Source organism: uncultured Succinivibrio sp., assembly GCF_902756765.1.
Taxonomy (GTDB): Bacteria; Pseudomonadota; Gammaproteobacteria; order Enterobacterales; family Succinivibrionaceae; genus Succinivibrio.
Genome location: NZ_CACVSS010000028.1, coordinates 1 through 13076 on the forward strand (window position 1 = coordinate 1; position 13076 = coordinate 13076).

The 13076-nt window shown below is 39.3% G+C and carries 11 protein-coding genes and 1 tRNA gene; 5 read left to right on the forward strand and 7 right to left on the reverse strand.

Annotated features, from left to right (window positions below):
* The 5 genes from QZU45_RS05655 to QZU45_RS05675 all read right to left on the reverse strand — a co-directional run.
* On the reverse strand, positions 1-765 hold a 765-nt coding region (locus tag QZU45_RS05655), incomplete at its 3' end, for a sugar ABC transporter permease YjfF (protein ID WP_295352699.1).
* Positions 758-1819: an ABC transporter permease gene (locus tag QZU45_RS05660; protein WP_074840481.1), complete on the reverse strand. Its 1062-nt coding sequence runs from the start codon at positions 1817-1819 to the stop codon at positions 758-760. The genes QZU45_RS05655 and QZU45_RS05660, both read right to left, overlap by 8 nt.
* Entirely contained in the window at positions 1803-3338 is a 1536-nt protein-coding gene (locus QZU45_RS05665; RefSeq protein ID WP_295352703.1) for a sugar ABC transporter ATP-binding protein, read from the reverse strand. Before QZU45_RS05665 ends, QZU45_RS05660 begins: the two co-directional genes overlap by 17 nt.
* Positions 3339-3441: 103 nt before the next feature.
* On the reverse strand, positions 3442-4425 hold the full coding sequence (locus QZU45_RS05670; protein ID WP_074840485.1) for an ABC transporter substrate-binding protein: 984 nt from the start codon (positions 4423-4425) through the stop codon (positions 3442-3444).
* A gap of 355 nt (positions 4426-4780) precedes the next feature.
* Positions 4781-5233 (reverse strand): DUF412 family protein, encoded by a 453-nt coding sequence (locus tag QZU45_RS05675; protein ID WP_295352707.1) that lies wholly within the window; start codon positions 5231-5233, stop codon positions 4781-4783.
* A 202-nt stretch (positions 5234-5435) separates the two neighbouring features.
* Here QZU45_RS05675 and pta point away from each other — a divergent pair, with 202 nt between their 5' ends.
* From pta to araD, 3 genes are all read left to right on the forward strand, one after another.
* Positions 5436-7409: a phosphate acetyltransferase gene (gene pta / locus QZU45_RS05680; RefSeq protein WP_295352708.1), complete on the forward strand. Its 1974-nt coding sequence runs from the start codon at positions 5436-5438 to the stop codon at positions 7407-7409.
* Positions 7410-7523: 114 nt separating this feature from the next.
* The gene (locus QZU45_RS05685; protein ID WP_295352711.1) at positions 7524-8345 is read left to right on the forward strand and encodes an NAD-dependent epimerase/dehydratase family protein; all 822 of its coding nucleotides are present in this window, start codon (positions 7524-7526) and stop codon (positions 8343-8345) included.
* A 204-nt stretch (positions 8346-8549) separates the two neighbouring features.
* Positions 8550-9257 carry an L-ribulose-5-phosphate 4-epimerase gene (araD, locus tag QZU45_RS05690; protein ID WP_295352713.1) on the forward strand — a complete coding sequence of 236 codons (708 nt, stop codon included), beginning with the start codon at positions 8550-8552 and terminating at the stop codon, positions 9255-9257.
* Positions 9258-9543: 286 nt separating this feature from the next.
* Here the strand turns inward: araD and QZU45_RS05695 are convergent, their stop codons facing one another.
* Entirely contained in the window at positions 9544-10572 is a 1029-nt protein-coding gene (locus QZU45_RS05695) for a substrate-binding domain-containing protein (RefSeq protein ID WP_295352716.1), read from the reverse strand.
* A 327-nt stretch (positions 10573-10899) separates the two neighbouring features.
* On the opposite strand from QZU45_RS05695, the gene QZU45_RS05700 reads away from it, so the two are divergent.
* Both QZU45_RS05700 and QZU45_RS05705 read left to right on the forward strand, forming a co-directional pair.
* Positions 10900-11604, forward strand: coding sequence for a DNA alkylation repair protein (locus tag QZU45_RS05700; protein ID WP_295352719.1), 705 nt, complete (start codon positions 10900-10902; stop codon positions 11602-11604).
* A gap of 57 nt (positions 11605-11661) precedes the next feature.
* A tRNA-Ser gene (locus QZU45_RS05705) sits at positions 11662-11754 on the forward strand.
* A 155-nt stretch (positions 11755-11909) separates the two neighbouring features.
* On the opposite strand, the gene QZU45_RS05710 is transcribed toward QZU45_RS05705, so the two are convergent.
* A complete protein-coding gene (locus QZU45_RS05710) occupies positions 11910-12896 on the reverse strand; it encodes a diaminopimelate dehydrogenase (RefSeq protein WP_295352722.1) in 987 nt (328 codons plus the stop codon).
* Positions 12897-13076 lie beyond the last annotated feature (180 nt).

The window sequence follows — 13076 nt, forward strand, 5'->3', positions numbered from 1 at the left end:
CATTTCCATACCAAGACCATGAAGAGTGTAACCTGACAGCATGATCCAGGAGTAGCAGATACCACCTAAGGCGGCACAGAAACCTGAAATGATGTAAACACGTACACGAATTGAATCGGTCTTCAAGCCCATCAGTTTGGCTGACTGCTCATTACCACCGATAGCATATACACCTCTACCGAATGAGGTGTAACGAAGGATGAGAGTTGCTAAGACAACCATGAATAATGCAATTACAGCACCTAAAGACAGGAAGTAATCACCGAACTCAAATGAGAAGAATGCTAAATCTGAGTACTGTGGGTTGTCAATTGGCACAGAGTCACGTGACAGAATTGCAGTAAGACCACGGCATAGGAACATTGTACCTAGAGTAACAATGAAAGGCTGTAATCTAAAGTAAGTGATCAGTAGACCGTTAACCAGACCGACAGTGAAACCGATGGCAAGAACAATAGCCATACATACATATGGACTGATTGTAGTATCTCTCATCAGCACAGCTAAAGTCATACAGGACAGAGAAACTACAGCACCTACAGACAGGTCAATACCACCAAATCCAGACAGAATTGTGAAGGTAATACCCACAGTAACAATGATCAGAGGAGCATTGTCAATAAACAGATTCAGGAAAACCTGTAGGCTGAAGAAACCGTCGAACAGGACAGAGCCGAATCCGAATAAAATTATGAATAGCGCACCGGTAACATAGAATGGGAAGTTCTGAGATGCAACTAAGTTTGATAAAAACCTGCTACGCATTTGTAACCTCCTTCTTAGAACCTAACTGAGCATCAAGGCGCTTTAATTTGTAGTTGCGATACATTTCCTTAAACTTCTCTGACTGGAATACGATAATCAGCAGAATAACAATTGCCTTAACTGCAGGAAGTCTATCTGATGAAACACCGATAGCGTACATGGTTGTGGTTAAAGTCTGAATGGTAATAGCACCAATAATGGTTCCGCCGATATAGTATCTGCCACCAACCATCAGAGTACCACCAAGAGTAACTGCAAGAATTGCGTCCATCTCCATGTTCAGACCGGCATTATTGGCATCGGCAGCTCTAATCAGAGAGCCTTCGATTAGACCAGCAGTACCGGCACAGAAACCAGAGAAGATGTATACAGCAAATAGAACTGCAGTAACCTTAATACCTGCATAGCGAGCTGCATTTGCATTGATACCAACGGACTGAATCATTAGACCGATTGAAGTTCTCTTGTTGATGAAAAGAACCAGAAGAACCATTGCAAGAGCAATAATCATTGCTGTTGGAAGCATAACACCAGGAATGTTACCACCAATGTACGCAAATGGTTTGTAGTAAACAGTAATGATCTGACCGTCAGTCATCAGCTGAGCAATACCACGACCAGCTGTCATCAGAATCAGGGTGGCAACCATTGCCTGAATCTTCAGCTTGGCAACCAGGGTACCATTCCAGATACCTGCAACAATGCCCACACAAAGAGAGGCAAGAATTGCAACAAAGAATGGGTGCTCAGGAATACCTGAAATATCGCCACCTAACATCACGCAGCAGGTTGCGGATGAAATTGCTACAACAGCACCAACGGAAATATCGATACCGCCTGTTGCAATAACAAAGGTCATACCTAAAGCAAGGATGATCAGTGAAGAGGCACGGTACAGAATATCAATAGGACGACCGTACAGATTGCCATTTTCCATAACTTCAATCTTGAAGAAGTCATCTACGAAAAAAGCGTTGAATAAAAGCAGCACTGCTAAAGCAACCAGAGGCAAAGCAAGTGAGCTTTGGGTAAATTTTTTAACAAGACTTTCCATGGTAGTCTCCGGCTATAGCTTGCATAATGTGTGCAGTTGAAATTTCATCGTCATTCAATTCTGTAATCTTCTCATGATCACGAATTACCATGACTCTTGAACAGGTACGGACCATCTCGCCCATCTCACCTGAGATGAAAACAACAGCCATTCCCTTTTCCTTGGCTAAGGATACAGCCAAAGCTTCGATTTCAGACTTTGTACCAACGTCAATACCACGGGTTGGTTCGTCTAAGATCAGAAGATTAGGTTCAGTTGCAAGCCATCTTGCAATAATTACCTTCTGCTGGTTACCACCAGAAAGGTTCTTTATAAGCTGTTCACGGTCTGAAACCTTAATTCTCAGCAGATTAATATAGTAATCAGCAAGCTTGTTCTGGCGATGTCTTGACATATGCTTGAACATGCCGTTCTTAGCCTGTAGAGCAAGAATGATGTTCTCTCTTACTGACAGATCACCAATAATGCCTTGAACCTTACGATCCTCAGGACAGAATGCGATACGATTCTTCATCATATCCATTGGAGTCTTAACTGAAACAGCTGTTCCATCAATATAGATGTTACCGCTTGATTTCAGAAGTGTTCCGAACAGAGTTTCAGCGATCTCAGATCTTCCTGAACCTAGCAGACCAGCAAAGCCGACAACCTCTCCTGACTTGATATCCATAGAAAGATCTTTTACCTTACCAGGTACGGTTACGTGCTCAGTCTCCAGGAATACATTCTCACGAGGGACAGACTTATCAACGTTGGACTCGATTTCGCCTTCTTTAACTTCCTTACCCATCATCTTGGAGATAAGTTCAATTCTTGGTAAAGACTTGATGTCATACTCGCCGATATATGTTCCATCACGAAGTACGGTGATGCGGTCGCAGATTGTATAAATCTGCTCCAGGAAGTGAGAAATAAAGATGATGGAAATACCCTGAGACTTAAGATTTCTCATAATCTTAAACAATCTCTCGGTTTCCTTGTCTGACAGTGAAGAGGTTGGTTCGTCAAGAATCAGAACCTTACACTGTGTATCGATTGCACGTGCAATTGCGATCATCTGCTGCATTGCAACCGGATAGAAATTAAGTTCTTTGGTTACATCGATATCGATGCCAAGTTCGCGGAATAACAGGTCAGATGCATTCTTCTGCATTGTAGCCCAGTCAATACGGCCAAATGCTCCGCGAGGTTCACGTCCAATATAAATATTTTCAGCAACTGACAAATTAGCACAAAGATTAACTTCCTGGTAAACGGTTGAGATACCCATCTGTTGACTTGCCAGAGGTGTAGTAGGTTCGATTACCTTACCGTCGAAAGTGATTTCGCCATTAGTCTTGTGATAAACACCTGTTAATACTTTAACTAATGTTGATTTACCAGCACCGTTCTCACCCATTAGAGAAATGATTTCGCCTTTTTTAAGATTGAATGAAACGTCCTTTAAGGCCTTAACTCCAGGGAAGAACATGTCTATGTGTTTCATCTGCAATATATATTCGTTGTCTTCTAAGGCCATACAGCCCTCCTAATGCAGGTGTTCTTCTTGATGATTGATGATTGGGGGTTAAATTCAAATTAGGGTGCATCTCTGCACCCTATTTTTAAGTGTTGTAAATAGATTAGTATTTACGTGATGGGAATACTTCAGCAGCCTTGTCTGCAGTGTAAACGCCTTCCTCAACGAATACACTCTTAGGTACTGACTCTCCTTTTAGAACTTTTTCAGCGGTCTGGAAGAATAACTCACCCTGTAGTGGGTTACACTCAACAGTTGCATTGGTCTTGCCGTCGATCATAGCCTGGAAGATACCCTTTACACCGTCAACTGAAACGATGATGATATCCTTTGATGGCTTTAGACCAGCAGCTTCAATAGCCTGAACAGCACCTAATGCCATATCGTCGTTCATTGCGAACAGGATGTCGATATCATTACGATTTGACTTTAGGAATGACTCCATAACTTCCTGGCCCTTCTGACGGGTGAAGTCACCGGTCTGTGAAGCTAGGATATTGAACTTCTTAGCACCATCAGGATCAGCCTTCATAGCGTCGTTGAAGCCATTGCCACGGCCGGTGGTTGCAGATGCACCAACGGTACCTTCAAGAATAACGATGTTTAACTTGTCACCGCCGTTACGTGGCTTAACATTGTTTGCCTTTACGTAATCGTCGATCCACTTGTAAACCTTCTGACCTTCTGCATATGAATCAGTACCAATCTTAGCAACATATAAAGATGGATCTGAAACAGTCAGGTCACGGTCAACAATTAGAACAGGAATCTTTGCTCTCTTTGCTTCACGAAGAATGTTGTCCCAGCCGGTTGCTACGATAGGTACTAGACCGATTAAGTCAACCTTCTGAGCAATGAAGGTACGGATTGCCTTAATCTGGTTTTCCTGCTTCTGCTGAGCATCTGAGAACTTCAGATTTACGTTGTGAGCCTTTGCAGCCTCCTTAACGTCGTTGGTGTTAGCAGTACGCCACTCTGACTCAGCACCGATCTGAGAGAAACCGATGGTTAACTGCTTAGCCTGAACAGATGATGAAGCAATGATTGCACCAATTGATGCAGCAAGAACAGCTTTTACTAATTTCATAAGAACTCCTGATTGAAATGTTTGTTTATATAAAAAAGAATTGTTGCGAAAACTAACCCTTTTCTGTTATCAGATTGTATGACAGAGCACAATCAAAACGAATTCGAGATTAAAGAAAACGTGACACAGTTTTACATTTTTTGCGTTTTATTCAAAAAAGTTTGACTTGTATCAAAAATAACACGTAAACCTTTACGGAAATATTCTATTTTCTTACACTTAATTTAAGTTTAAAGCTAATTATCTGATTTACAAGAGAATAAATATATTTTTTTTGATATAAAAGAGGCTTTAATGTAAATATTTTTACATATTTGCAAACGATTACAGAGATAAATTTTCAGAAATTCGCAATTTACAGTTTTTTCAGTAAATCGGCTCCAAGAGTTTTAATACAGGCATTGATGGCCTTTTCAAGATCCATCATGGTTGGATTTAAAACAGGCTGTTTTTCAAGCTTAGTACAGACAAGAAGATAGAAATCCTTCTGTCTATCATTAAGTTTGGTTACAGCTCGTTTATAGAACCACAGATATCCCTGAAGAGGCATGAGCATAAGAAAAATAACACAGACAAGAGTTACAGGGAAATTTGAGGATATAGCAAAAAGCAGAGGTATTCCTTTAAAACCGCCACCCTGATATACGGCCCAGAAAAGAATAAAAACAATAAAAGGTGGTAATATTTTTCGTCCTGCAATCACAGCTTTTTTAACACGGCATTCAGGGAAAACAGGATTTAACAAAGGCTCTAGAGGCCAGTCGTTCATATACTGAATTCCAATTTTGATTTTACTTACAATATTCACCGGCTATCCTTAAAATAATTTTCTTTTCTGACAATTCTATAAATAGTTGCCGTAAAAACGCAATCTACTATACAAAAAATTGATCTGATAATTTTATTGCAAATATGCATTTATCCCGTATGTTATAATTTTGTGGTTAATATGCTTGGATCATATCCCTGTGTAAGAAATAATTTCAATTTTGGCAAGTATGGAGTTACAAGTGTCACGTAATGTTATGCTAGTGCCAGCAGGTAAAACTACTGGTATTTTTACTGCATCTTTAGGTTTAGTAAAAGCTTTAAACGATAACGGTGTTAAGGCTGCTCTTTTCACCCCTTTCTACAGCTGCTGCGGAAAAGAGTGTTCAACCACCTCTTTAAACAAGTGCTGTGCTGCTAAGAAGCTTTCTGAAGGAAACAAGTCAGAGGTTATCGAGGCAATCGTAGCAAACTATAATGCACTAAACGATGCAAACAAATATGATGTAATTGTTATTGAAGGTGTAACCGACGCTCCTTTCAACGTTAACGAGATTAACGCAGAAATCTGCCACGCTTTTGATGCAAATATTATTTCTGTAGTATCCGGCAAATGCAAATGCGCAAAGAGCGCAATTGACTCAACTCTTCTTTACTTCGGCAACGCAGGCAAGAATCAGCATTTAGGAACCATTCTTCTGAATGACAATGCCCCAAGAGATGCAAAGGGCAACAAGAAGCTGGTTCTATCTGGCTGTGACAAGTGCGGTGCAGCATGTGCAGCTAAGAAGGAAGACGAAGTTCTATCAGATTTTATTGCTACTGTTAAGTTCGACGTAGCTTACTACGCTCCTAGAGCTAAGGACATTGCTCAGTTTATCGATGCTAAGATCGCTTCTGGCGACGAGAATGTACGTGCATATAAGGTTTCTCTATCAAATGAAAGTGCAAAAGAGAGAACCGTTCTTGTAACCGACACTCTTCCATCAAAGACCGAAGCTAAAACAGTTATTCTAACAGACGGAGTTACCGGTTCTGTTGACGGTGCAACCGTAATCACCACCGAGAAGCCTCTATGGTCAGTAGCTCAGGCTTTAGCAGAGTTCCCTGCTCAGTTGAGAGATGACGAAGAGCAGAAGAAGTTAATCGAAGACGGTGCTTCAAAAGACTTTGATTCTAAGGCAATCAATTTAATCAAGAATCTTGAAGAAAAAGCAACTCCTCTAATGAGCCCTGCGGCATTCCGCAGCAAACTGACTGCTCTTGCAAGAGCAGCTCACAAGAAGATCGCTCTTCCAGAGGGTGATGAGCCACGTACCGTATGTGCTGCAGCTAAGGTTGCAGAGCAGAACATTGCTGTTCCAGTACTATTCGGTAAGAAGGACAAGATCTTAGAAGTTGCTAAGGCACAGGGCGTAACTCTTGGAGATAACGTTGAGTTCGTTGATCCAGATTCTGTCCGCGAGAAATATGTTGACAGACTGGTTGAGCTACGTAAGGCTAAGGGTGTTACCCCAGAGCAGGCTCTAGAGATGCTAAAGGACAACGTATTCCTAGCAACCATGATGATTGACAGCAAAGAATTAGACGGTCTGGTATCTGGTGCAGTTCACACTACAGCAAACACCATCCGTCCAGCTCTCCAGGTTCTAAAGACTGCTCCTGGTGCTAAGCTTGTTTCTGCAATCTTCTTCATGCTGATGGATGAGCAGGTTTATGTATACGGCGACTGTGCTCTAAACATCAACCCAACTGCTGAAGAAATTTCAGAGATTGCTATTCAGTCAGCTGATACAGCTAAGGCATTCGGTATTGATCCAAGAGTTGCAATGATTACCTATTCAACAATCAACTCCGGAAAAGGTGCAGATGTAGACATGATGAAAGAGGCTACAGCTCTTGTTCGTGAAAAACGCCCTGATATCGCTGTTGACGGTCCTCTACAGTACGACGCAGCAGTAATGCCTGATGTTGCAGCACAGAAGGCACCTGGTTCACCAGTTGCTGGTAAGGCTACAGTATTCATCTTCCCTAACCTGTCAACCGGTAACACTGTATACAAGGCTGTTCAGCGTTCTGCTAAGCTGGTTTCTATCGGACCTATGTTACAGGGTATGAAGAGACCTGTTAACGATCTGTCTCGTGGTGCTTTAGTTGATGACATCATCTACACCGTTGCAGTTACCGCAATTCAGGCAACTCAGGTTAAAGACTAATTCAGTTTCCTGAATTACCTTTATTAATTGACAAAAGCAGCTTCGGCTGCTTTTGTTTTACATATCTAGCTAACTATAATTCAGATTAGAAACAGCATACGAGGAGAAACAATCATGAGAATTCTGATAACAGGGGGATCTGGCTTCATTGGAAGAGAACTTGTAACCCTGCTTAGAAAACAGAATGACACTATCTTCGTATATACCCACAAGAAACAAATTACAAATAATCTAGGCTTTAGTAACGATATTTCAATTCTTCAGGCTTCAGATGATTTTCCTGATGTTGACGTAATAGTAAACCTTGCAGGAGAATCAATTGCGCAAAAAAGATTAAGTCAGAAAAGACTTAATGAAATCCTAAAATCAAGACTTGATACCATAGATCTATTAGCAGAGAAATATGCAGAAAACTTTCCAGCTCATTTTCTTCAGGCTAGTGCTACGGGGATCTACATAGATAATTGTGAGCAAGATGAGAAAGGTGAACTTGCCAATACAGTTTATGCGGATATCTGCAAAAATATCGAAAAAAAAGCCAATGAGCTGAAGAATGAATTCCAGGCTGCAATAAGTATCCTAAGAATAGGTGTTGTCGTAGGAGATGGAGGAGGGCTGGTTGAAAATCTGAAATATCTCCCTACTCTGCATTTAATAGGAGGGAGCAACTATATACCCTACCTTAAAATAAGTGATTGCGCAAAAGCAATAAAACTAATCATCGAAAAAAGGATTCAAGGTAATATCAATCTATGCTCAGATCACTATCTTACGGCTAATGAGCTTTTAAAGCTTTCCTCTTCCTCAAAACACCTCACAGTTCCTGTCCCAAAATTCGCTTTAAAGCTCGATAAAAGAGGCGAACTTCTATTGACAAATCAGAGGATTTCTCCTGCAACGTTAAAAGAAAACGGTTTTGTTTTTGACCATTTTTAGATTACTTTGTAATCGTTTGCAAATAAAATTAACTCATTGTTTTATAACATATTAAATATTAAAATCTAAAATATTTTGCATAGATCATACTTTTACTACTTTTCTTAAATAAAAATTAGCGTACAATACGTTTATACAAAAGAACAAAGTAATAATTCATAAAAAAATCACAACATCAAGACAAATTAAAACTCGGAGTAAAAAATGTTAGAAGATTTAAAAAAGGCCGTATTTGAAGCTAACTTAGATTTACCTAAGCATGGCCTGGTAACTTTCACCTGGGGAAACGTTTCAGGTATCGACAGAAAGTCAGGATTAGTAGTAATCAAACCATCAGGAGTTGATTATGAAACCATGAAGGTTGAGGATATGGTTGTAGTTGATCTTAAGACTGGTGAAACAGTTGAAGGTGACTTAAATCCATCTACAGATACTCCGACTCACCTGGAATTATATCGTGCATGCCCTGATATTCAGGGTGTAGTTCACACTCATTCCCGTAATGCAACTTCATTTGCACAGGCAGGAATGGATATCCCTGCATTAGGTACAACTGGAGCTGACTATTTCTATGGCGCGATTCCATGTACCAGAAAAATGACCAAGCAGGAAATCGAAAGCGAATATGAGCTTGAAACAGGTAAAGTGATTGTTGAAACCTTTAAGAAGCGCAACATCAATATGAAGGATGTTCCAGCTTGTGTTGTTTACTCACATGGACCATTTGTATGGGGTAAGTCACCTGCAAATGCAGTATACAATGCAGTTGTTCTTGAAGAAGTTGCTTTCATGGCCTACCACTCATTAACTCTGAGACCAGATCTTCAGCCAATGCAGCAGGATCTGCTTGATAAGCATTACCTACGTAAGCACGGTGCCAATGCTTACTATGGACAGATTAAAAAGAAATAACTTTAAGTAAAAGTAAACTCTCAAAATACGTAGTTCTTTAATTTATGGCCTAAACATATGATGTTTAGGTCTTTTTTTTTACCTGCGCCATAAATCATATTTATACGACTGCTTATATCTAATATACAGTCTTTTACCACGCAAAATATCAGCTTCTGCTTTTACCATTCTAGATTTCCTTTAGATAAGGAAAGACAGACAGAAAGCAAAAGCTGATATATGGTAAATAGGCAAAAAAAAATCCCACATTAAAAAAATGCAGGATCTAAAACAAATTCAATGATTGTTAATCGAAATGACTTTTAACCTTTATAACTGTATCCACGATATAGTCCTCTGGAAGATTTCCTATCTTGTTAAGGTAATCATGCAGTTTCTTAATAACCTGATAGCCCTGTACAACAGGAGACTGGCAGATAACAAAATCAATAATATCGTTCTTAACCAGTTCCTTGGTTGTGTAAATCTCATCACAGGCAAGAATAAAACGTTTGTGCTGAGAATCAGCGATAATTGCGGCACCTAAACCAGAAACGCCCGAGCCTGTTGCCATGTACACAACATTAACCTCAGGATGCTTCATAAACGCCTTCATAGTAACCTGCTGGGTAATAATATCCTGATCATTACCCTCGATTACATCAACAATTTCATAATCCTGTCTTCTGGACTTTAGTTCAGAAATAAAACCATCCAGTCTGGTCTTATGACCAAGGTGAGACTTGTAACCGACAACTACAAGGATCTTCAGAGGAATACCTGGGTGACACTTATCAACCATTGCAGCGGCAACCTTACCTGACTTGAGATAATCAGGGCCTACAAAGCATAATCTCTTGGTGCCAGGAAGATCATTATTCAAAAGGACTACAGGATACCCCTTATCAGATAATTCAGCTATCTTGGCTCTGATTTCCTCAGAGTCAACTGAGCACAGAACAAAAGCCTTACAACCTGAATTCTCCAGTTCCTCTAATGCTCTGATCTGGGTGTCAACATTCCAGCCTTCCTGCTCTTTGATAATTACATCAATTCCAAGATCTTTGAACTCCTTTAAAGCCATCTCAATGCCTTTTTTGATATCATCAAAAAAAGGTGAGTTAATACTTGGAATTACGATACCAACGTAGTTAATGCTTTTCTGAGAAGATAAAGCTCGACCTGCTCGATTTGGAATATACCCCAATTCCTGAGCCAGCTGGCGGATTCTCTCTGATGTTTTTGCGCTTACTTCATTCTTGTCATTGAGTGCGCGTGAAACAGTACCTATCGAAACGCCAGATGCTTTAGCTAGGTCTTTTAAGGTGACGCTCATTTGTTTCCTCGTAAAAATTCGCAAACGGTTACATTATTATTGATTATTATCATATTATTTTACTAAAATTTGCATAACTTTGCCTTATATTTGCGTGCTAGATAGCAATTTTATTTACAAACGAAAATTATCGTGCATTATTTAAATTTGCATTTAAATGTAATTGTCTAATAAATAAACAAATTTTACTTGTTAAAAGATACTTATGTAAAAACGAAACTATTTTTATAGAATGACTAATTCATAAAACATATTTTGTTAATTAGCCAAGAATGAAGATTTACCAGAATGCCTATTCGTGAATAAAATAAGAGTATCGTAAAGACTATGAAAATATTTGCGTGGACGGATTTAATTTCGGATTTATTAAAAATCAAAGAGGACTCCTACCAGGAGTTCTCTCAGAAATTAAGTCCCGATAATAAAGTTCTCGGAGTAAGAATACCTAAAGTTAGAAAGCTTGCCCTTTACTACCTTAAAAACTGCTCACAGGACGAATTACTGCTTACTCCCATGCCCAAGGAACCTTACCTTGAGGAAAAGCTCTGTAAAGCAATCTTTATAGCAAGATCTAAGATTGATGAAAAACAACGTCTGATATATATTAAGGAATTTCTAAAAAGCATTGACGGTTGGGCCATATGCGACGGCTTCTGTTCTGAACTTAAAAGTGCAAAGGAGAATCAGGAGCTGTATTTTTCTTTTGTTAGAAAATGTTTTAAGACTAAGAGCGCCCCTTTCACACTGAGATTTGCATGTGTAATGTCTCTGATGTACTTCTGTAATCAGAAATACGAAGATGAAATCATCTCTTTTCTTGATAGGATAAATACGAAAGAATACTACGTACATATGGGAGTCGCCTGGCTAATTGCAACTCTTTACACAAAAAATGGACCTCATATTCTAGATAAGATAAATGCGATTACTCTTGATGATCTGACCTTCAACAAAGCTATTCAAAAAATTACCGAATCCAACTATATAAGCAAGGAAAAGAAAGCCGAGATCAGAAAATTAAAACGAAAATAAGTGACTTTTTATCTTACTATTTGATTTTGTAAGGTATTTGCATATAATTGTGCTTACGGAGAAATGGCAGAGTGGTTGAATGCATCGCACTCGAAATGCGACAATCGTCTTTTCGACGGTTCAGGGGTTCAAATCCCCTTTTCTCCGCCATTCCTATTATTTTCCTTTCATCGTCTTCAAAATCAATAACAATCAGTTTTGTAACACAAAAACAGTTTAAACACTTAAAGGAATTTGATTGGGCTCAAAAGAAAGAGTCCCGCAAGAACGGGACCCAAAACTAAAAACTACTTTTTTTCGATAGATTAGAGCATAGTTGCTCTTAACTGCTCACCGGACAGAGGAGACAGATATGCAGGAGCAATATCAAATACAGTCTTGCAACCGTTAACACCTTCACTGTGAAGACGAGCAATAGCTCTTGCGTATGCAACAATAACGCTTCCTGTAAACTCAGGATTAGAATCAAGCTTTAAGCTATACTCAATCACGTGGTTATTTTCAAGATTGAATCCGGTCTTGCCTGATCTTAAAACAAAGCCACCATGTGGCAGACCACGGTGGTTCTTATCTAACTCTTCCTGAGAAATGAAGTTAACAGTAGTGTCATAGTCAGAGAAGTAGTTAGGCATTGTCTTAATTTCATTCTCAACCTTAGCAGCATCAGCACCTTCCTTCAGAACAACATAGCAAAGTCTGGTGTGTTTCTGACGTGTGGTTAATTCTGGATTAGCTCCACTTCTAACTGACTCAAGAGCTGATTCGATTGGACAGGTATACTGTCTTGCATCAGCAACACCTTCGATTCTACGAATTGCGTCTGAATGGCCCTGGCTTACGCCTCTACCCCAGAAAGTATAATCTTTACCGTTAGGCAGAACTGCATTTGCATATAAGCGGTTTAATGAGAACATACCAGGATCCCAGCCTGCTGAAATTAAAGCAATATGACTGCCTGACTTAGCTGCACTGTCAACATTTGCAAAATGTTCAGGGATCTTAGCGTGAGTATCAAAACTGTCGATTACATTAAATAGCTTTGCTAACTTTGGAGTCTGTACAGGGAGATCAGTAGCAGAACCGCCACATAGGATCATTACATCAATCTTGTCTTTATAAGATTCAACATCATTTACGCTTACTACAGGAACACCAGCTGTAGATAAAGACAGAGAAGAAGGCTCTCTTCTGGTGAAAACTGCAACCAGCTCTAGATCATCTGCATACTTTAAAGCACTTTCAATTCCACGACCTAAATTGCCGTATCCGTAAATTCCAACTCTTGTAGTCATTTTGACCTCTGATAAAAATAGCGTTTCTAAATTTGTTCTAAAATGTAGCAAAAAGAATAATAATAGTCTAGTTTTGTATATTTTTGCACCATTATAAATCGGTTCATAAATACTTACCTAAAAAAACTTTTTAACAAAAAAACAAAATAATTTTAATATGAAACTAAATTAATACTTGCT

Coding starts and splice junctions, on each gene's coding strand:
- QZU45_RS05660 (WP_074840481.1), bottom strand. CDS start 1,819: ATGGAAAGTCTTGTTAAAAAATTTACCCAAAGCTCACTTGCTTTGCCT.
- QZU45_RS05665 (WP_295352703.1), bottom strand. CDS start 3,338: ATGGCCTTAGAAGACAACGAATATATATTGCAGATGAAACACATAGAC.
- QZU45_RS05670 (WP_074840485.1), bottom strand. CDS start 4,425: ATGAAATTAGTAAAAGCTGTTCTTGCTGCATCAATTGGTGCAATCATT.
- QZU45_RS05685 (WP_295352711.1), top strand. CDS start 7,524: ATGAGAATTCTGATAACAGGGGGATCTGGCTTCATTGGAAGAGAACTT.
- araD (WP_295352713.1), top strand. CDS start 8,550: ATGTTAGAAGATTTAAAAAAGGCCGTATTTGAAGCTAACTTAGATTTA.
- QZU45_RS05695 (WP_295352716.1), bottom strand. CDS start 10,572: ATGAGCGTCACCTTAAAAGACCTAGCTAAAGCATCTGGCGTTTCGATA.
- QZU45_RS05700 (WP_295352719.1), top strand. CDS start 10,900: ATGAAAATATTTGCGTGGACGGATTTAATTTCGGATTTATTAAAAATC.
- QZU45_RS05710 (WP_295352722.1), bottom strand. CDS start 12,896: ATGACTACAAGAGTTGGAATTTACGGATACGGCAATTTAGGTCGTGGA.